Below are 19,209 nucleotides of genomic sequence, written 5' to 3' on the forward strand. Positions count from 1 at the left end.
GCCAGGTTATGTTTCCCATCACACGCGCGATAATCCCGCTTCCGCAACTATCACGGCTACCCATATCATCGCGCGGTGGCAAGTGAGGCGGAAACGGGCACACTGATCGAGCACTTCGTGCTCGCGGTCTGCGATCCAGGACGGTGGGAAGGGGTGGACCGGCTCGCAGAGCTGGATCTGACCCTGGCCCAGGCGCGAGTGCTGTTCAGCGTCGTCCGGCGCAGCGAGCCGCAACCGATCCACACAATCGCGGGTGAACTCGGCCTGTCGATGACCGCGGCCGGCCGCAATGTCGACCGGCTGGTGCGTCTGGGTCTACTCACCCGAGAGGAAAGCCCCACCGACCGGCGGGTCAAATTGGTCGGCCCCACCGAAGACGGGCGTCAGCTCGCCTGGGACCAGATTGCCATCCACCGCGCGACCATCGACCAGGTGGTGCACCGCCTGCCCGGCCCACTGCGCGCCGACCTCTGCCGGGTCCTCACCGCTGCCCTCGAATCCGGGGCCATACACAAAGCCGTGGCATGCCCCCCAGCATCTTCAGGAGATAATTCGTGAACGCAAGTCCAGCCCCCGCGCCCGCCGCGGGGGCCCCGGAGAAGATCGACGCATCCGTGCTGAAACTGGCCGGTGTCGTCGTTCTCGGATCCATCATGTCCATTCTGGACATCACGGTGGTGAATGTCGCCATGCCGACATTCCAGTCCGAATTCGACGTCGCCAACTACTCGACGGTCGCGTGGACGGTCACCGCCTACACCCTCGCACTGGCCACCGTGATCCCACTGACCGGCTGGGCGGCCGACCGCTTCGGCACCAAACGCCTCTACATGATGGCACTGCTGCTGTTCACCGCCGGATCGGTGCTGTGCGCACTGTCCTGGAACATCGGCGCGCTCATCGGCTTCCGGGTGATCCAGGGCCTCGGCGGCGGGATGCTCATGCCGCTCGGTATGACCATCTTGACCAAAGCCGCCGGCCCCGAGCGGATGGGCCGTTTGATGGCCATCCTCGGTGTGCCGATGCTGCTGGGCCCGATTCTCGGACCGATCCTCGGCGGCTGGCTGATCGAGGACGCGTCCTGGCACTGGATCTTCCTGATCAATCTGCCGCTCGGCGCGATTGCCATCGTCTACGCCTGGTTCGCCTTGCCCAAGGACGAGGCCCGGCCCACCGAGAAGTTCGATTTCGTGGGCATGCTGATGCTGTCGCCGGGTCTGGCGCTGTTCCTGTACGGCATCTCCTCCATCCCGGAGGAAGGCACCGTCGCCACGCCGAAGGTGTGGGCGACCATGCTGGTCGGCGGAGCGCTCGTGGCCGCGTTCATCGTGTACTCGTTCAAACCGAAGAATCCGCTACTGGATCTGCGGCTGTTCAAGAACCGTGATCTGACCGTCGCCACCGTCACCATGTTCCTGTTCTCGGCGTCGTTCTTCGGCGGCCTGCTGCTGATCCCGACCTACTTCCAACAGGTGCGTGGTGAGAGTGCACTGATGGCGGGTTTGCTCGTGGCCCCGCAGGGCCTCGGATCGCTGCTCACCATGCCGATCGCGGGCATGCTGGTAGACAAGGTCCCGGTGGGCCGGGTCGTCCCGGTCGGCCTGGCTATTCTCACAGCGACCATGTTCGGCCTGACTCAGATCGGCGCCGATAGTTCCTACTTCTACGTCCTCGGTGTGCTGTTCGTCATGGGCCTCGGTATGGGCCTGACGATGATGCCGCTGATGACCGCCGCACTGCGCACTCTGAAGGAGGCGCAGGTGGCGCGCGGGTCCACACTGCTCAATATCATCCAGCAGATCGCCAGCTCGGTCGGTGTCGCGGTGATCTCGGTGGTGCTCACCAACCGGATGCAGAACTCGGAGGCGGTCTCGGCCGGGCAGGCGATGATGGAGGCGCAGAAGACCGGTGCCCAGCCGGATCCCTCGGTGTTGCAGTACCTGGCGAGCCTCGGCGACAAGTTCGAGCAGATCATGCTCGGCGAAATGGCGGATGCCTATGCGACCAGCTTCTGGGTGGCCTTCGTCCTGTGCGTGGTGACCGTCGTCTTCTCGCTGCTGCTGCCGCGCAAGGCGAGTCCGGTGCCGGAGACCGGCGAGAACGCTCCGGCGCCGGTGCTGATGCACTGATTCCGCCGGTACGCAGCGCACCGCCCGCCCGAACCCAGCCGGTTCAGGCGGGCGGTGTCGTATTCCGGAACCATTCGAGGATCTGCGGGAGCGCCACACGTACGGTGCCGCCGTGGTCGGAATCGCCGAGTTCGATCAGCTCGGCATCAGCGCCGAGTTCGGATTTCATACAGCGCTGCGAATTCTCGAACGGCACACTGCGATCGCCGGGGGCGGCGTACAACCGGACCGGAACGCCGGACCGCCAGTCGCACACCGCATCGCTGTCGGTCATGGCACGCAGGGCGGCACCGGTGGGGTCGAGTGCCAGTGCCCGAAATTCCGGGGTGAGCAGTTCCTGCGGGGTCCGTGGGAGGCCCGCACTGATCCTCAGCAGATCGTGGCGGCCGTCGAACAGTTCCTCGACGCGCTGCGCGTACGGCTGCCGGAACGCTTCGGTGGACTGGTCGTACAGGTGGTAGATACGGTTCATCGCGGTGATCCAGTAGGCGAGGTAGACAACCGCCTGGCGCGGATCCACCCGGCCGTCCAACGCCGCCGGCGCTTGGACCTCCTGCACAGCGTACGGTCCGCTCACGGCGGCCACCGCCCGGAGACCGAAACCATCCACCTCGCCCTCGCGCAGATCCCGGGCGAGGGCGAGGGCGGCCTGCCCGCCCTGTGAGAAGCCGGTGACCAGGACCTCGGGGTGGAGGTCACGATCCTGCCGGGCGAGCAACTCGCGGGCCGCGAGCAAGAGGTCCGCGGACGCGGTGCCCTCCGACGGCGCGTGCGCATAGGGATGTGGTCCCGGCCCGGTGCCCAGCCCGAGGTAGTCCGGTGCCACGGCGAGGTAGCCGGCAGCGGCGAACAAGGTCGCCCTGGCTCGGTCGGTTTCCCCCGCGGCGGTCGGCGCCTCGTCACGGCGCACGATCGTGCCATGTGCGTAGGACACCGCCCGCAGGCGCGGATTCTCGCTATCGGGCACCACAACCAATCCGCTGGCGGTGGTGGGCGCGCCGTCGGCGGCGACAGTCCGGTATTCGACGCTGTATCGGCGGACACCGCCTGCCTGCGGCAGCGGGTATTTCCACTTGTCGAGATAGGCGCTGGTTTCCGGGCCGTTCATCGCGGGCATCGGGGTCACCGACACGATCTCCCCGCGGTCCACCGGAGCTGTCGCCTGCCGGTGGTCAGGCGAACCGCAGGCGGCGACCGGCACCATGAGCACAGCAGCCAGCAGCGTCAGCAGCACCCGGCCTGCGTACACCGTTTTACCTCCCGGCGGGTAGATCGACAATGATGTGGACGCTACCGAAGCGATACAGGACCGGATGAGCCGGTGCCGCGAGGGGCGGCGATCATCGTCCGGTACGTCCGGACCCGAACCGGGCTCTTCCGGCCCGGCGTATTCGGCGAACTGCCCGCGCCGCGAAACGACTTCCGCGCCCGGGGCGATGACATCATCGTGGATGCAGAAGTCATACCGACGACCGAGCGGCGAGATATGGTGCGGCGCTTGCTCGCACTGTGTCATACCGCCGACGACCTGGTCACTGCCGCCTCGGCGGAGCCGGCCGGCGACAACGGATCTCCGGCCCTTCTCCTCGCGCATGCGCAACACATCCGGGCCGTGCTACGCGATACCGTGGTCGATCTGGTGGCCAACGGACACGCGCACAGATCGGATGCAGCGTAGCGCCGAAACCTCTGAATCGGAGCGCTTTCCATCGTCTATTCCCAGCACTGGGCGCAGAAATACACTGGGGTGATGGCCAAACCGACCCCGTGGGGCCGCAGCGCCGGTCGGGGCGCCGAAGCGGGCAGCGCGGTGCGCTCCTCGTTCGGCGGTACCCCGGATAGTGCGGCGGCCGGTGACCGGATGCAGCGGTGGAACGAACACAGGGCTACGGCCGCCGAACTACTGCGGCGGGCGCGCGGACGCGCGGACGATGTCCGTACGTCACCACGGCTGATCGGCAAGTGGGGCTACGTATTCAGTGCGGTCGCGGGCGTTGTCGCATTCCTCTTGATGTTCCGGCACTGGATGGTGGCGGAGGGGCCGGACGGTATTGCCGCGGCCACGGCGTTCGGGCGGATCGATTCCACCACACGGTACCTGGCCGTGTGGTCGTCTCAGGGTCCGCCCGCCTCCGCGAACCTGACAGGTTCGTGGGCCGTTGTCGCCAGCACCGCCATCGCGGTCACCGTCGTCGCGGTCGTGATCTACATCGTCACGAATTCGCCACGTTTCGCACGGGTCGCGACCGGCGCGTCCGTACTGGCAGCCGTGCTGATCGTGGTGAATCTGCTGTATCTGACGGCCCGGCAGAAGGACCTGAAGAGTATGACGGTGCGCCGCTGGGATCTCGGTGGCCAAATCGGTTCCTGGGTGGATTGGGCCTTCAACGACGGTACGAAACCGGTGGCCGGTTTGAATCAGCTGGAATACGTGGCCTCGGGTACGGTTACCACCGCCGCGATTGCCGCCGTGATCATCGCGGTGGCCGGCGCAGTGGTGGGCGTCGCGATGATGCCGCGCCGCACAAACGGGTCGTCCTGGATTCCCTGGCGGATCAGCGTATCCCGGGCCACGACGAGCAATTACATGGCAGCGGGTAGCGATCGGCCACCGGATCCGGCGCCGGCAGCGGATTCCCCAAAAGCGGAACCGGAAGGGGGACCGGTCGTGGACAACGATCCGCCGGACGACGACCGGCACGCGGCGGCACCCGGGACGCCACAACGTTAGACGCAAACCGCAGCGCGTCATCCGCGCGATGCCGGCAGAGGCCCGATCGTCGCGGACGCCGCCACGTGCCGGCCAGGCCGTGTAGTGTCGCGCGCGTGCCGGATCAGTTGCGGCACAGGCACGGTTCCGAAATACCTACCAGCGGCCCTGTCGGCTCGAGCGATCGCGAGGCATATGTTCCCGAATCAGATGTCCACCGACTACCCTGTCGCACCCATCCCGGACGAAGCCTACGGCCGGGGCGCGCCGCTACCGGCTCCCCGCGAACCCGATCTGGTGATCACCGCACTGCTGTGGTTCCTGCTCGCCACGCTGGCCATTGTCTCGGTGGTCATCTCCCCGTGGTTCCTACTGGCGATGGGCGTCTGCGAAGGGCGTACCGGGTGCAGTACCGATCCGAGTACCGGGAACTGGATCATCGTGCTGGGTGGCTGCTTCGGCTTCTTGATCGGCGCCGCCACCTCGGTGAACGCGGCACGTAGCGGGCGTGCGCTGTATCCGGGCGCGCTGATCGGGGTGGTGCTGGTGCTGGCCGCCTGGTTGGCGGGCTCGCTACTGATGGGCTGACCGGGACGGACCGCGCAGCCCGCCCCGGTCACACTCAGGGCTGCGCGGGGGCGAACCGGTGGTCGGTGTAGCGGCGAAGGTTGGCCAGGAACCGACGGAACGCCATATTCATGAACGGTGTCGCCACGAACGCCGTGAAACGCGCAGGACCGGCCAGGCTCTGCGCGAGCGTCCAGGTGAGCCGGCATCCCTCGGGGGTCGGTATGATCCGGTAATCCTCAGCGAAGGCCCTCAGCGCGCCGGTGGAAGAACTGTTGAACCGGAACGCCATCCGGGTATTCGGTTCCCAGACCAGGAACTCCTCGTCACCGACCAGCCCGCCACGCATATGGACCACCCGGGTCGTCCCGACGCCACGGGGTTCCGGGCTGGTCCAGGTGACCTTGGTGATCACGCTCGCCCACTGCGGCCAGGAATCGGCATCGGCCAGCACCTCGAACAACTGCTCGGGGGTGACCGCAAGATCTACGCTGTTACTGCATCGCACCGGCGCGTTTTCGAGGAATTCGAGCCCGACCCGTTCGCACGGCCGCATGGTGCTCATCGCCGGCCACCGCCGATCTCGTGCTCCGGTCCCCGATTCGCACGCATTTCCATGCGCCTGTTCCTCTCGTCGCTCGGCACAGCCACGGAAAACCGGCTGCGCACCGATGGTGACACCTGTCCAGTTGTATGTCCACATCTCCCCCGGGTCCCCGCCGGCCGGTCCGGCTCATCGACAACGGTGCCCCGGTTTACGTGGCACCCGGAGCAGTACGCCCGCCACGCGTTACTCGCGTTGCGGGCGGGCGAACATCTCGAGGTGACCACAGCGCACGCACCGGTAGGTGTCGACCGCGCGCCGCAGCCTGCCGATGCGTTTGGCGGCGCCGAAAATCCCACGCTCCAGCGCACCTTCGATCCACCGCACATGCCCGCCGGATCCCTGCCCGCGCCCCTCGAGGAAACCCGGCTCCAGTTCCGTTCCGGCGCAGTATGTGCACCTCAATTCCCTCATTCGACAATCATCGCCGATCTGCGCGGGCTCGGCCCGTGTCGTTGCGCCACGCAACGGACACAGGGAGCACGCGGCCAATCCTGCCGTATCGGCCGACGGTGTCATCGCCGGCGAGCCGGCCCACGATGGGCAGTACACGGCAGCAATTCACACCGGCTCGGAATACAGGTCGCGCCATCACGTGAACCGTCCCAGCGCTCACGCGCCCATGGCTCGCGCAAGATGAGGCCAGGAATCGTGCAGGTCGTATTCGAACTGGCCCCATGTGTGCGCACCAGCCGGCCGGTCCATGTGCACAGCAGCCACTCCGAGTTGGCCGAGTCGCCCGGCGAAAGCCGAGGTACAGGCACTGGCGATGGCCTCGACTGGCGGAAAACCCCAGCCGCGGTCGATGGTGCCCGGAATCCCCGAGGCGGCGGACAGATACACCGTCGTGCCCGCGAGCCGCGCAGCGTGCCGGAAGGCGTCGTGCGCCTGCCAGCCGGGCCCACCGGGCGGACCCCACATATTGCCGGGGTTACCGCCGCCGCGGAGCACCTGCGCGGCGACCATCGCGACCCCGGCCGCGTCAGCGGACCAGGGGCAGCCGCTGTAGGAAGCGACCGCCTGGTACCGGCCGGGTGCCTGGATCGCAAGGTCCACTGCCGAGCCGCCACTCATGGACACACCGGCTATCGCATTGCGGCCGGTGGTGGCGAACCGGTCGTCCACCACGGCGGGGAGCTCGGCGGTGAGGTAGGTCTGCCAGCGGGCGCGCCCGAGCGCCGGATCGTCGGTATGCCAATCGGTGTACAGGGTGTACGCGCCGCCGATCGGCATCACCACGTTCACATTCTTGTCGGCGAAGAACTGCCGGACATCGGTATCGTCCCACCAGGAGATGCCGTCGGTCCCACCACCGATACCGGTGAGCAGGTAGATCGTCGGAGCGGGCCCGCCTCCGGCCGCCGGGATGACCCGGTTGGTGATCACCGTGTTCATCGCCGGGGAGAACACATCCAGCTGGACGGCGCGCCCGCCGAGTGGCCGTTCCGCATCCACCCGTGGGCTCGGCGCGGCCGCCGCCGGAGCCGGGACGAACAGTGATACGGCGGCGACGAGCGCCGCACTCGATACCGCGAACAGATATTTCCACCGCACCTCTCCCTTGTACCCGTTCTCGCGATGCCGCAACGTCCGGCGGCGTGCCGGTCGCTTCCACCAGTCCCCGTGCGCGGGAACCGAGCCCGGCACGGACAGCGGGTGCCGGGCCGGATCCGATTACCTGCCGATGCCGGCCCACCCGCCCCGATCGGCCACACGGGCAGGGCGCCGGGACGGCATCGGCGGGTCCGCGCGCGCGGGCCGCGAGCGACCCGGTAGAAAAGAACAGAGGCAGTCAGCCGTGCTCGCGAGCGAACCGCACCTGTTCGCGGACGCGGTGCGACCGGCCGGAATGGTACAACTGTCGAACGAAAGAGCAGGTTCATGGCGTCCTCCACAGCGCGTGCCCAGATCGGGGTCACCGGCCTGGCGGTGATGGGCAGCAATATCGCCCGTAACTTCGCCAAGCACGGCTACACCGTGGCCCTGCACAATCGCAGCGTCACCAAGACCGACGCACTACTGGCCGCACACGGCGGCGACGGTGATTTCGTCCGCACCGAAACCGTCGCCGAGTTCGTCGCGGCGCTCGAGAAGCCGCGCCGCGTGCTCATCATGGTGAAGGCCGGGGATGCCACCGACGCGGTGATCGAAGAGCTCGCCGGCGCCATGGAGCCCGGCGATATCATCATCGACGGCGGTAACGCCCTCTACACCGACACCATCCGCCGGGAAGCGGCGTTGCGCGAACGCGGCCTGAACTTCGTCGGCGCCGGTATCTCCGGTGGCGAGGAGGGCGCACTCAACGGCCCTTCCATCATGCCCGGCGGGCCGGCCGAATCCTATGAATCGCTGGGCCCGCTGCTGGAGTCGATCGCCGCGCAGGTCGACGGTACCCCGTGCTGCACCCATATCGGTCCCGACGGTTCGGGCCATTTCGTGAAGATGGTGCACAACGGTATCGAGTACGCGGATATGCAGCTGATCGGCGAGGCCTATCATCTGTTCCGCGCCGCCCTGGACCTGGATCCGAAACAGATCGCCGATATTTTCACCCAGTGGAATTCCGGCGATCTGGAAAGCTATCTGGTGGAGATCACCGCCGAGGTCCTCGGACAGGTGGATGCGAAAACCGGTAAGCCACTGGTCGACGTGATCGTCGACGCCGCGGAGCAGAAGGGCACCGGGCGCTGGACGGTGAAATCGGCGCTCGATCTCGGAATCCCGGTGACCGGTATCGCCGAGGCGGTGTTCGCGCGGGCGCTGTCGGGGTCGCGGGCCCAGCGCGCCGCCGCCAAGGGCCTGGCCGCGGGCGAGCTCGCCGCCAAACCGACCGATATCGCGCAGTTCACCGAGGATATCCGCCAAGCCCTGTACGCCTCCAAGGTTGTCGCCTACGCCCAGGGCTTCGATCAGATCGCCGCGGGGAGCGCGGAGTACGGCTGGGATCTGAAGCCCGGCGATCTGGCCACCATCTGGCGTGGCGGCTGCATCATCCGCGCCCGCTTCCTGAACCGGATCAAGGAGGCCTACGAAACCGATCCGGCCCTGCCGAGCCTGATCCTGGACCCGTATTTCCGCAGCGCGATCGAAACCGCGATCGACAGCTGGCGCCGCGTGGTCGCGACCGCGACCCTGCTGGGTATTCCGGTACCGGCGTTCGCCTCGTCGCTGTCGTACTACGACGCCTTGCGCGCGCAGCGGCTGCCGGCGGCGCTCACGCAGGCCCAGCGCGATTTCTTCGGCGCGCATACCTATGAGCGGGTGGATGCCGAGGGTAAGTACCACACGCTGTGGAGCGAGGACCGGTCCGAGGTCCGGAGCAGCTGAGTATCCGGCGCCGGGCGGATCGGTCCGCCCGGCGCCGCGCACCCCTGGGCTCCGGTCAGGTGACCAGTTGCAATGGGGTGTGACGTCGGCGCAACGCGATCCTGTGGGGGCGCCGGCGCATCCTGCAAGGCCACCTCGCCGCGCAGGCGGGCCTGCCGGGGATCCCGCTCGAGCGCGCGGTGGCATCGCCTCACCGGTGAGCTCGCCGACTGGCATGACATCGACGCCGGACACCGCGGGCGGGCGATCGCGCCGATCGGGTGATCGTGAATCCGGCCGGGCTCGACGATTCGCTCGACGCCTACGCGGAGAGCCCGGTCGCCAGTACGGGAATATGCCGCGGATGGTCGACCGCAACGATGCGGCAGTCACCGCTGTCTATGTCGGTGGCCGTTTCCGTTTTCGGAGGGGTAACCACCGACCCGGTGCTCGGGGACTGCGCGCACGGGCCGGTTCCTGCGGGCCGGCCGCCGCTGATCCCGGGGGCAGCTGTCGCGGCGCCGGTCCGTTTCAGCGCCTGTCCTCGGGGACTGCGAAGGAATCCAGGCCGAAGCTGCGCAGGGTCCCGACCAGTTTCTCGTACTGGAACCGGTTGTATGCCAACGGCTGAAGCAGCAGGCGGTCGGGCAGGTTCCGCCAGGCCCATTGCAGCAGGCGGACGTATAGTGCGAACTCCTGGTCGTGGCGCGGTTTCAGTTCGAAACCGGTCAGCTGCTGCACTCGCGGATGCATCACCTTGGACGAGCACACCTGGATCACATGCCCCGCCACCGGCCGCACCAGCAGCCACATCGGAGTGAGCGCTCGCCGGGCCGGGGACGGCAGGCCCAAGGTGGGCAGCGGAAGGACTTTTCGGCGGTGCGTACCGTTGCGTTTTTCGAAGACACCACCATGGTCCGGATCGCCGAAACCGCCGGCGTCGGCGTCGGCGTCGCCACGGTATACCGGCGGTTCGGCACCAAATCGGCGATCCTGCGCTACGCGCTGATGGCCGAATCGCAGCGGGTCTCGACGATTGTGGCGGATGCGATGCACCGATCGGCCGGCCCGGTGGGCGCACTGGCGGATATGTTCGCCGCGTTCGTCAGCGAGGCCGCCGCCCCCTGCTGCTCACTCGCAGTCTGCGGTCCTCGGGCGGCGCCGGGCAGCTCACCGATTTCCTGACCGGCGACGAAGCGGTCACACAGGGGCGCGACCTGGTGGCGCGTTTCCTGACCTACTGGCAGCAGCGTGGGGAGCTCGGCAGTTTCGATCCGGATGTGGTGGCCGAGCTGTTCGTCCGGCTCACCATTTCGTTCATCGCCAACCCGCACGGTGTGCTCCCACTCGGTGACACCGAGGCAGCGCGAGACTTCGCTCGCCGCTACCTGGCACCGCTGATGTACCCACAGTCCGGCAGCGACTGAACCCGGACCGGTCAGACCGGCGACAAGGAGACGGGTATGCCGTTGAACACCGCGTTGCCCGAAGGTATATCGAGTACCGAATCATCGGTCAGCGTATTCGCGTTCACGCCGGGGTTCGCGGCCGCCACCTGTTGCGCGCTGCCGGCGTGACCCCAGCCGTGCGGCAGGCTCACCACCCCGGGCATGATCGTCTCGGTGGGTTCCAGCGGGACGGTCAGCGAACCGGCAGCCGATTTCACGATGGCGTGATCACCGAGCCCGAGGCGAGCGATATCGTCGGGATGGATCTGCAGCGTGCAGCGGTTCGTACCGCCGACCAGCCGGTCCATATTGTGCATCCAGCTGTTGTTCGAGCGCAGATGACGCCGGCCGATGAGCACCAGATCCGCCGGTGCCGCCGCCGAACCGGCGCGCAGTCGCCCGATGTCGGCCAGTAATACTTCGGGTGCGAGTTCGACCTTTCCGGAGGCGGTCCGCAGGATTCCGGGAAGGCGGGGCCGCAGCGGGCCGAGGTCGATACCGTGCGGATTGTCCAGCAGGGTCTGCAAACTCAGCTCGCCACCGTTCCAGGCACCGTAGGGACCCAGGCGGAGCATCAGGTCCAGGCGCTGTTCGGTGGTGGTGGTGCCGAGCAGATCCGGCCGGCGCTGGACGAAGCCGGCGCGCTGCAGCGTATCGGCGATGACGAATTCGTCGAAGGCGGCGAGCGGATCGAAGTCCGCGGTGGGGTTGTGCGGTTGCCCGCTCACCGCCGCGCCGAGCCTCACATACACGGCGGCCTCGGAGGGCTGGGCACCGAGCTGTACCAGTGGCGGCGAATACCGGGCGTAGTTGCGCACCGCGAACTGCAACAGCGCGAAATCGTAGTGCGGGGACTGCACCGGGCGGGGCGGGGGCAGGATCACATCGGCATGCCGGGTGGTCTCGTTGAGGTAGCGGTCGACGCTCACCATGAATTCCAGCCCGGCGAAGGCTTTGTCCAGCCGGGGGCCGCTCGGCGCGGACAACACCGGATTGCCCGCCACAGTGATCAGGGCACGGACCTGCCCCTCACCCGGTGTCGTGATTTCGTCGACGAGGGTGGCGACCGGCAGTTCCCCCATCGCCTCCGGCAGCTGCCGGACCCGGCTGCGCCAGCGTCCCGGCCGGAAAGGTTTGGTGCGGACGATCCCGCGTGCGGCGGCGGTCGCGAACATGACCCCACCGGGACGGTCGAGGTTGCCGGTCAAAGCGTTGAGTACATCCACCAGCCATTGCGTCAGAGTGCCGAATTCCGCTGTGCACGTGCCGATCCGGGCATACACCGCGGCGGTGGGCGCGGCGGCCAGCTCACGCGCCAGGCGGCGCACGGTATCGGCCGGGACACCGGTGCGCTCGGCGACCAGGTCCGGCGGGAAATCTGCCGCCGCGGCCCGCACCTGGTCCACACCGTTCGCCGCTACAGCGATATCGGTGAGCCCCTCGGCAAACAGGGTGTGCACGATTCCGAAGAGGAGATAGGCATCTGCACCGGGCCTGATGAACAGATGCTCATCCGCGACGGCCGCGGTCCGGGTGCGGCGCGGATCCACCACCACCAGCCGGCCGCCGCGTTCACGTAACGCACGCAAGCGACCGGGGAAATCCGGTGCGGTGCATACCGATCCGTTGGACTCGAGCGGGTTGGCGCCCAGCATCAGCAGGTAGCCGGTGCGGTCGAGATCCGGTACCGGCACAGCCAGCGGGTCACCGAAGAGCAGACCGCAGGCCAGCTGTTTGGGCATCTGGTCCGCGGTACTGGCGGAGAACAGATTCTTCGTACCGAGCGCGCGGATCACCGCCGGGGCGTACAGAGTGCCCGCGACGGTATGGGCATTGGGATTGCCCAGATACAGCGCGACCGCCTGGTTGCCGTGCGCGGATTTGATCGCGGGAATACGTTCGGCGATGAGATCGAAGGCTTCGTCCCAGCTCGCGGTGCGCCAGGTGTCGCTCCCTCGATCCCGGATCATCGGCGCGGTGAGGCGATCGGGGTCGCTGTCGAGGCGGCCGAAGCTCGCCCCTTTCGGGCAGAGGAAACCGGTACTGAACGGGTCCTGTTTATCGCCGCGGACCGCGGTCACCCGGTCGTCGGCGTCCAGGGTGAGTTCGAGACCGCAGACCGCCTCACACAGCGGGCAGGTGCGCAGCAGATTCCGCGAACCGATCGCGGAATCGATAGGAGACGTAGGTCGGGCCATGACTCCATCATGGCCCGGCGACCCGGTGCTCGACCAGTGTTCTGCCGATTCCGCGGGTAGAACTGCGGCGGCCCGCCTTCAGTCGATATCGCCTGATCATCCGAGGACGCCGACTCGGCCGGCCATCGCGCGGTGGAGCGTCCCGGGTCAGAGATGCACCACACTGCCCGAATCGGCCGATTCCCGGGCACCCTCCAGGATTCGCAGACCGGCCAGAGCGTCCCGTGGGTCGACCGGAACCGGTGCGCCGTCGAGTATCGCATCGGCCAGGGCCCGATAGAAGGCGAGATAGTCGCCGGGCAGGGTCGGAAACACCGCCCCCTCCGGATCGGCGCCGAGGATTCCGTACCGTTCGGATTCCACAGTTCCCCAAGGCTTTCCGTCATCGGGGCGCCGGCCGCTGCGCAGTGCGGCCTCCTGCGGATCCATCCCGTAGACTTCGTAACCGGCCTTCTCGCCCAATACCCGGAAACGCGGGCCCGGCCGCGGCGCGACCGCGCTGGCCCACAGATGGGAGCGGACTCCACCGGTGTGGGTCAGCGCCAGGAAGATATCGTCGTCGGTACTCACCCCGGGGCGCCGGGAGTCGAGCTCACAGTAGACCGCGCCGACCGGACCGAACAGAGTCAGCGCCTGGTCGACGAGATGGCTACCCAGGTCGTAGAGAGTCCCGGCGGCGTCGGCGGCGGTACCGGTCTCCCGCCAACTCCCCTTGGGCACCGGCCGCCAGCGCTCGAAACGGGATTCGAAACGGCGCACCAGCCCCAGCCGGCCGGATCCGGCCAGTTCGCCGACAGTCCGGAAATCACCGTCCCACCGGCGGTTCTGGAACACCGTCAGCACGCTGCCGGATTCCTCGGCATATCGGACCACCTCGGCGGCCTCGGCAGCGGATACCGCGAACGGCTTGTCCACCACTACGGCGCTACCGGCGGCGAGCGCCCGCAGTGCCAGTGCGGCGTGAGTGCGGTTGGGTGCAGCGACGACCACCACATCGACCCCGGACAGATCCGCGAACAATGCATCGGCATCCGGCAGGACCCGGACACCCGGATGCTCGCGCCGGGCCTGCTCACCCCGCTCCCGCGAGCCTGTCACCACCGCGGCAACCCGCAGCCGCGGTTCAGCAGCGATCAGCGGTGCGTGGAATACCGACCCGGCCAAGCCATACCCGATGATCGCGACGCCGAGACTGCTCATACCCGCGACGTTACCCGGCGCCGGTGCTCACCCCCCGGAGGGCAAGAACGACAGCCGCACCTGACGATCGGGGTTGTCGACGTTCACATCGACCAGAGCGATGGACTGCCAGGTTCCGAGCGCGAGTTCCCCGTCGAGCACTGGAACTGTCGCATACGGCGCAATGAGCGCCGGCAGGATATGGGAGCGCCCGTGCCCGCGCGACCCGTGTGCATGTCGCCAGCGGTCGTCGGCCGGCAACAGATCCCGCAGCGCGGCCAGTAGATCGTCGTCACTGTGGGCGCCCAATTCGATGATCGCGACACCTGCGGTGGCGTGCGGGACGAACACATGCAACAGTCCGTCACCACCCGCGAGTCGCACGAATTCCGAGCATTCGCCGGTGATGTCCCGGACCGTCTCGGTGTTCCCGGTGCGTACCGCGATCAGTGTGCTCCGCATATCCGCAGCGTACGCGCGGCAGATAAGCTCCCGGCCGCGGCGGCGGTGGGCACATATGAGCCGATTCGGCGATAAGCCATGCAGGTATGCCGCGGCGATCACAATGCGCCGGGTGGCGCCGTGTTCCGGCGGTCGGCGAATCGATCGGCAAGCCGGGCCAGGATCGGCGAGCAGCCGGCGTCCAGCCGGCGCGCGGCCAGCCCGTCGCTGCGGGTGGGGCCACGGTTGACGATCAGTACCGTGCCGCCGCGGCGGGCGACGCGGTGGACGAAGCGCCGGCCGGACCACACCGTCAAACTCGAGCCCGCGACGAGGATCACCTCGGCCGTATCGACCAGTTCATAGGCGGCCGCCAGCCGCTCCGGCGGCACATTCTCGCCGAAGTAGACGATGTCCGGCTTCAGCAGTCCGCCGCAGCGTGCGCAGTCCACCATGCGGAAACCGGCGATATCCTCGACCACCGCGTCCGCGTCCGGTGCGACCTCCAGGCCGGTCACCGAGGCGACCGCAAATCCGGGATTGACGCGTTCCAGCCGTTCGGCGAGCGCCATCCGGGAGATCCGGGCACCGCAGGCCAGGCACCGGACCTGTGCATAACTGCCGTGGAGGTCGATCACCCGCCGGCTTCCTGCTTTGGTGTGGAGCAGGTCGACATTCTGAGTGATCACACCGGCCACCACATTGCGGCGTTCGAGTGCGGCCAGCGCGCGATGCCCGTCGTTCGGCCGGGCCGCGTCCATATAACGCCAGCCCACGTGATTACGGGCCCAATACCGCCGGCGGAACTCCATGTCGCCCACGAACTGCTGGTAGGTCATCGGGTTGCGCGGCGGTGAGCCAGGCCCCCGATAATCCGGGATACCGCTGTCGGTGGAGATTCCGGCGCCGGTGAGTACGACCATGCGCCGGTCTCCGATCAGCGCGACCAGAGCATCGACTCCCTCCACGTCGCCTATCGTGCGATAGTCACTGAGCAGCGCCGCGTCGGACATGCTTCCGAGAGTACGGATGTCCGGCCCGGCACCGTCACATCGCCCTTCCGGCAGCAGGGTGCTGCGTTCCAGCGGCGGGTCGGCGTGCGGGCCGGGCGGGCGTCAGGTCTGGAGACCGGCGAGTTTTCCTGCCTCCGCGTCGAGTCCGAGCATGGCCAGAAGGTTCTGGCAGTCGGCGGCATCGGTCGAGTGTCCGGCGACGATCCGGGCGGCGACGGCGCTGCGACGGGCGACCTCCGCCCGCTCGGCGCTGCGGATCTCGGCGAATTCGGCCAGTTCGGCCTCGGGTAGCTCGTGATCGACAGGGGTAGGGCGGCTGGATGTGCCAGGCATGGATCTCCTTCGAGGTTGATCGAAGCCTACGCTGCCTGCGGGGGCGGCACAGCTCAACCGGTAAACATCCGGCGCCACGCAGTGGGCGGTATTCCCAGGACCCGGGCTACCGCAGCGGCCCGGGCGGAACTTCCTCGAGAGCTGATATGGGAGTACGGTGCGGCGATACCCGGCGCCTCCACCGCGAAATTGCCGATTCCGGCGAGTGCCGATCGATTGCCGGATTCACCGCGGGAACCCGAAGCGGGGCGTGGAGGATTGCCGCCGGCGTCGTTCTGAAACCGGATTGTCTCCAGTACGCCTTTGTCGCTTCTGGGGCCCTTGTTTTATACGACATATCTCCTCTAAATTCACCCCCTGCATGTTCACCGTTCTGGAATGCCCACGTTCCGCAGTCACGCGGTCGGGATTCCGTCCAGCGAGGAGGTCCCCGGTGGAAATCGACCACTTCAGCCATGGCTGGCTCACCCCCGTGGTCGCATACGTCATGTCGTTCACCGGGTCATTGCTAGGGCTACGGTGCATGAGCCGGGTGCGCAGCGGTTCGATTTTCGACGGCTGGCTCATCGCCGCCGCCGTCGCCATCGGCGGCACCGGAATCTGGGTTATGCATTTCATCGCCATGCTGGGATTCCGGATCGGCGGCTCGGCCATCAAATACGACGTCCCTGTCACGCTGGCCAGTGCACTGATAGCAATGGTCGTCGTCTGGCTCGGGCTGTGCCTGGCCCAGCAGCGCAGCCTGGGCACCCGGGGTCTGCTGATCGGCGGTGTGGTGACCGGTCTCGGCGTGGGTGCCATGCACTACGCCGGTATGTACGCCATGAAAACCGATGTGGAGATCGGATACGACTGGCCCACCGTAGCCCTGTCGATGATCATTGCGGTCCTCGCCGCGACCGCCGCACTGTGGTTCACCCTCAATGTGCGCGGCACCCTCGCCACCATCGGTGCCGCCCTGGCCATGGGTATGGCCGTGGCCGGAATGCACTACACCGGGATGTTCGCCATGCATATCGGCGATCAGCAGCACCATATGCCGCCGTCCGGCGCCGGGGCCGCCCAGCTGCTCACACCGCTCATCGTGAGTGTCAGCCTGGTGACCGTCGGCATGCTCTTCCATTTGGGGCTCACCGAGGTCGGCGGCACGACATCCCTCACCCGACGGCCGGCCACCGAGAACTACTGGCCCACCCGGGACTGAGACTCCGCCGGTGGCCGAAGTGCGTCCCCGCGACGCCCACTAGGCTCGGGGCGTGCGGCAGCGGATCATCATGGATGTGGACACCGGCGTGGACGATTCCCTCGCCCTGCTGTATCTGCTCGCCAGCCCCGACGCCGAAATCGCCGGCATCGCCGCCACCGCCGGAAACGTGCCCGCCGGCCGAGTCGCGATCAACAACCTGGCCTGGCTGGATCTGGCCGGCGCCCCGGATATCGAGGTGGCCCTCGGCGCGACCGACCCGCTCGAGATACCGCTGCGCACCACCGAGGACACCCACGGACCGCAGGGCGTCGGCTATGCCGAACTCCCCGCCCCCACCCGGCAGATCTCCGATCGCAGCGCAGCGCAGATGTGGGTCGATCTGGCGCGAGCGCACCCCGGGGAACTACTCGGCCTGTGCACGGGACCGCTCACCAACCTCGCCCTCGCGCTCCGCATCGAACCCGAGCTCCCGCGGCTACTGCGCCGCCTGGTGATCATGGGCGGGGCGTTCAACCATCCGGGCAACACCACCCCCACCAACGAGTGGAATATCCACGTCGATCCCGAAGCCGCGAAAATCGTCTTCGACGCTTTCGCCGCCGCGCCGGCGCACCGGCGTCCCGTAGTGTGCGCTCTCGACATCACCGAAACCATCGAGATGCGGCCCGCGCATCTCACCCGGTTGGCGAGCCGGGCCGCAAGCTTCCCGATCGAAACGGTATCGCCGGAAGATCCGCCCTCGGCGCGGTCGGCCGCGAGCAATCCGCTCATCCGCCACATCACCGACGCTGTCCGCTTCTATTTCGATTTCCACCACGGCTACGACCTCGGCTATCTGGCCCATATGCACGATCCGTTCGCGGCTGCCGTGGCCCTGGACCCCGGCCTCGCCCGGACCCGGCCCGCGACGGTGGACGTGGAGCTCGCCGGCACCCTCACCCGCGCCACCACCGTCGCCGACTGGGCGGGAATGTGGGGGCGCCCGCCCAACGCCGATATCGTCGTCGCCACCGACCCCGACCGCTTTTTCGACCGGCTCATCACCCGGATCGGCGACTACGCTCGCGCGCGGTACCCCGCAACCGCCGGCGAACAAACACTCACCGCCGAATCGAGCTGACCCGGCCCACACGAAAGCACCCACCCCGACCTGAGGAGAACCAGCCAGTGACCACACCCGGTGGCTCCGAGATCCCGGAGGACGCGGCGTATCTGGCGCAGTTCCGGCAGCGACTCGACCTGCCCGGACTGATCGATGTGCACACCCATTTCATGCCGCACCGGGTGATGCGCAAGGTCTGGGCCTATTTCGATTCGGCCGGGCCACTTATCGGACGCCCGTGGCCGATCACCTACCGGGACGAGGAACCTGTCCGGCTCGAAGCACTACGCCGATTCGGGATCCGGGCGTTCACGGCCCTGGTGTACCCGCACCGCCCGGATATGGCGGCCTGGCTCAACGACTGGACGGCGAAATTCGCCGCCGAGGTCCCGGAATGCCTCCATACGGCGACGTTCTATCCCGAACCGGCCGCAGCCGAATACGTGCCGGCCGCACTGGAACAGGGCGCGCAGGTCTTCAAGGCACATATCCAGGTCGGTGCCTACGACCCCCGCGACCCCATGCTGGAACCGGTGTGGGGGGCACTCAGCGATGCGCAGGTACCGACGGTCATCCATTGCGGTTCAGGACCCGCACCCGGTACGTTCACCGGCCCCGAACCGATCACCGAGGTACTGCACCGTTTCCCGCGGTTACCGCTGATCGTGGCACATATGGGTATGCCGGAATATCGCGAGTTCCTCGATCTGGCCGACCGCTATTCCGGTGTCCACCTCGATACCACCATGGCCTTCACCGATTTCGCGGAGGACGGTAGCCCGTTCCCGCCGGACGCCCGGAAGCGGCTGGCCGATTACGGCGACCGGATCATGTTCGGCAGCGATTTCCCGAATATCCCCTACCCGTACCGCCACGCCGTGCAGGCACTGGAGCGGCTCGACCTCGGCGACGACTGGCTGCGCGCAGTCTGCTACCGCACGGCCACAAAGCTTTTCGCGCTGTGAGGTCGGG

At 67.5% G+C, this 19,209-nt stretch carries 20 protein-coding genes; 10 read left to right on the forward strand and 10 right to left on the reverse strand.

The features are described from left to right. The first annotated feature begins 75 nt into the window (after nucleotides 1-75). Nucleotides 76-558, forward strand: coding sequence for a MarR family winged helix-turn-helix transcriptional regulator (locus NS6_RS02575; RefSeq protein WP_068035818.1), 483 nt, complete (start codon nucleotides 76-78; stop codon nucleotides 556-558). After that, a complete protein-coding gene (locus NS6_RS02580) occupies nucleotides 555-2,129 on the forward strand; it encodes a DHA2 family efflux MFS transporter permease subunit (protein ID WP_068035820.1) in 1,575 nt (524 codons plus the stop codon). Before NS6_RS02575 ends, NS6_RS02580 begins: the two co-directional genes overlap by 4 nt. A 43-nt stretch (nucleotides 2,130-2,172) precedes the next feature. Here the strand turns inward: NS6_RS02580 and NS6_RS02585 are convergent, their stop codons facing one another. Beyond that, entirely contained in the window at nucleotides 2,173-3,723 is a 1,551-nt protein-coding gene (locus NS6_RS02585) for an alpha/beta hydrolase (RefSeq protein ID WP_157112588.1), read from the reverse strand. Between the two features lie 156 nt (nucleotides 3,724-3,879). Between NS6_RS02585 and NS6_RS02595 the strand changes: the two genes are divergently transcribed. Both NS6_RS02595 and NS6_RS02600 read left to right on the forward strand, forming a co-directional pair. Next, complete coding sequence (locus tag NS6_RS02595) at nucleotides 3,880-4,860, forward strand: hypothetical protein (protein WP_157112589.1); 981 nt, start codon at nucleotides 3,880-3,882, stop codon at nucleotides 4,858-4,860. A 189-nt stretch (nucleotides 4,861-5,049) separates the two neighbouring features. After that, nucleotides 5,050-5,427, forward strand: coding sequence for a hypothetical protein (locus NS6_RS02600; RefSeq protein ID WP_157112590.1), 378 nt, complete (start codon nucleotides 5,050-5,052; stop codon nucleotides 5,425-5,427). A 34-nt stretch (nucleotides 5,428-5,461) separates the two neighbouring features. Here NS6_RS02600 and NS6_RS02605 read toward each other — a convergent pair whose 3' ends face one another. The 3 genes from NS6_RS02605 to NS6_RS02615 form a co-directional block, all read right to left on the reverse strand. Next, nucleotides 5,462-5,962, reverse strand: a complete 501-nt coding sequence (locus NS6_RS02605; protein ID WP_068036121.1) for an SRPBCC family protein — start codon at nucleotides 5,960-5,962, stop codon at nucleotides 5,462-5,464. 234 nt (nucleotides 5,963-6,196) lie between these two features. Further along, entirely contained in the window at nucleotides 6,197-6,424 is a 228-nt protein-coding gene (locus NS6_RS02610; RefSeq protein WP_068035831.1) for a hypothetical protein, read from the reverse strand. 198 nt (nucleotides 6,425-6,622) lie between these two features. Beyond that, nucleotides 6,623-7,564 (reverse strand): alpha/beta hydrolase, encoded by a 942-nt coding sequence (locus tag NS6_RS02615; protein WP_084470570.1) that lies wholly within the window; start codon nucleotides 7,562-7,564, stop codon nucleotides 6,623-6,625. Between the two features lie 327 nt (nucleotides 7,565-7,891). On the opposite strand from NS6_RS02615, the gene gnd reads away from it, so the two are divergent. Further along, nucleotides 7,892-9,337 carry an NADP-dependent phosphogluconate dehydrogenase gene (gene gnd / locus NS6_RS02620; RefSeq protein ID WP_068035833.1) on the forward strand — a complete coding sequence of 482 codons (1,446 nt, stop codon included), beginning with the start codon at nucleotides 7,892-7,894 and terminating at the stop codon, nucleotides 9,335-9,337. Nucleotides 9,338-9,847: 510 nt separating this feature from the next. Here gnd and NS6_RS02625 read toward each other — a convergent pair. Next, entirely contained in the window at nucleotides 9,848-10,168 is a 321-nt protein-coding gene (locus NS6_RS02625; protein WP_174552550.1) for an oxygenase MpaB family protein, read from the reverse strand. Between the two features lie 27 nt (nucleotides 10,169-10,195). On the opposite strand from NS6_RS02625, the gene NS6_RS02630 reads away from it, so the two are divergent. Both NS6_RS02630 and NS6_RS02635 read left to right on the forward strand, forming a co-directional pair. Continuing rightward, a complete protein-coding gene (locus NS6_RS02630) occupies nucleotides 10,196-10,501 on the forward strand; it encodes a TetR/AcrR family transcriptional regulator (protein ID WP_068035838.1) in 306 nt (101 codons plus the stop codon). A 35-nt stretch (nucleotides 10,502-10,536) separates the two neighbouring features. Continuing rightward, the gene (locus NS6_RS02635) at nucleotides 10,537-10,743 is read left to right on the forward strand and encodes a hypothetical protein (protein WP_068035840.1); all 207 of its coding nucleotides are present in this window, start codon (nucleotides 10,537-10,539) and stop codon (nucleotides 10,741-10,743) included. A gap of 11 nt (nucleotides 10,744-10,754) precedes the next feature. Here the strand turns inward: NS6_RS02635 and NS6_RS02640 are convergent, their stop codons facing one another. The 5 genes from NS6_RS02640 to NS6_RS02660 form a co-directional block, all read right to left on the reverse strand. Next, the gene (locus NS6_RS02640) at nucleotides 10,755-12,962 is read right to left on the reverse strand and encodes a molybdopterin-dependent oxidoreductase (protein ID WP_068035842.1); all 2,208 of its coding nucleotides are present in this window, start codon (nucleotides 12,960-12,962) and stop codon (nucleotides 10,755-10,757) included. A 147-nt stretch (nucleotides 12,963-13,109) separates the two neighbouring features. After that, a complete protein-coding gene (locus tag NS6_RS02645; RefSeq protein WP_068035844.1) occupies nucleotides 13,110-14,162 on the reverse strand; it encodes a Gfo/Idh/MocA family oxidoreductase in 1,053 nt (350 codons plus the stop codon). Nucleotides 14,163-14,189: 27 nt separating this feature from the next. After that, nucleotides 14,190-14,603 (reverse strand): YjbQ family protein, encoded by a 414-nt coding sequence (locus NS6_RS02650; RefSeq protein ID WP_068036125.1) that lies wholly within the window; start codon nucleotides 14,601-14,603, stop codon nucleotides 14,190-14,192. A gap of 98 nt (nucleotides 14,604-14,701) precedes the next feature. Then, entirely contained in the window at nucleotides 14,702-15,505 is an 804-nt protein-coding gene (locus NS6_RS02655; protein ID WP_245669108.1) for a Sir2 family NAD-dependent protein deacetylase, read from the reverse strand. A 192-nt stretch (nucleotides 15,506-15,697) separates the two neighbouring features. Continuing rightward, nucleotides 15,698-15,928 carry a hypothetical protein gene (locus tag NS6_RS02660; RefSeq protein ID WP_068035847.1) on the reverse strand — a complete coding sequence of 77 codons (231 nt, stop codon included), beginning with the start codon at nucleotides 15,926-15,928 and terminating at the stop codon, nucleotides 15,698-15,700. Nucleotides 15,929-16,361: 433 nt separating this feature from the next. On the opposite strand from NS6_RS02660, the gene NS6_RS02665 reads away from it, so the two are divergent. The 3 genes from NS6_RS02665 (at nucleotide 16,362) to NS6_RS02675 (ending at nucleotide 19,202) form a co-directional block, all read left to right on the forward strand. Further along, nucleotides 16,362-17,132 (forward strand): MHYT domain-containing protein, encoded by a 771-nt coding sequence (locus tag NS6_RS02665; RefSeq protein ID WP_068035850.1) that lies wholly within the window; start codon nucleotides 16,362-16,364, stop codon nucleotides 17,130-17,132. A 70-nt stretch (nucleotides 17,133-17,202) separates the two neighbouring features. Further along, nucleotides 17,203-18,255 (forward strand): nucleoside hydrolase, encoded by a 1,053-nt coding sequence (locus NS6_RS02670; protein WP_068036127.1) that lies wholly within the window; start codon nucleotides 17,203-17,205, stop codon nucleotides 18,253-18,255. Between the two features lie 47 nt (nucleotides 18,256-18,302). After that, complete coding sequence (locus tag NS6_RS02675; protein WP_245669098.1) at nucleotides 18,303-19,202, forward strand: amidohydrolase family protein; 900 nt, start codon at nucleotides 18,303-18,305, stop codon at nucleotides 19,200-19,202. Nucleotides 19,203-19,209 lie beyond the last annotated feature (7 nt).

It is taken from the genome of Nocardia speluncae NBRC 108251, assembly GCF_001613245.1.
GTDB lineage: Bacteria > Actinomycetota > Actinomycetes > Mycobacteriales > Mycobacteriaceae > Nocardia > Nocardia speluncae.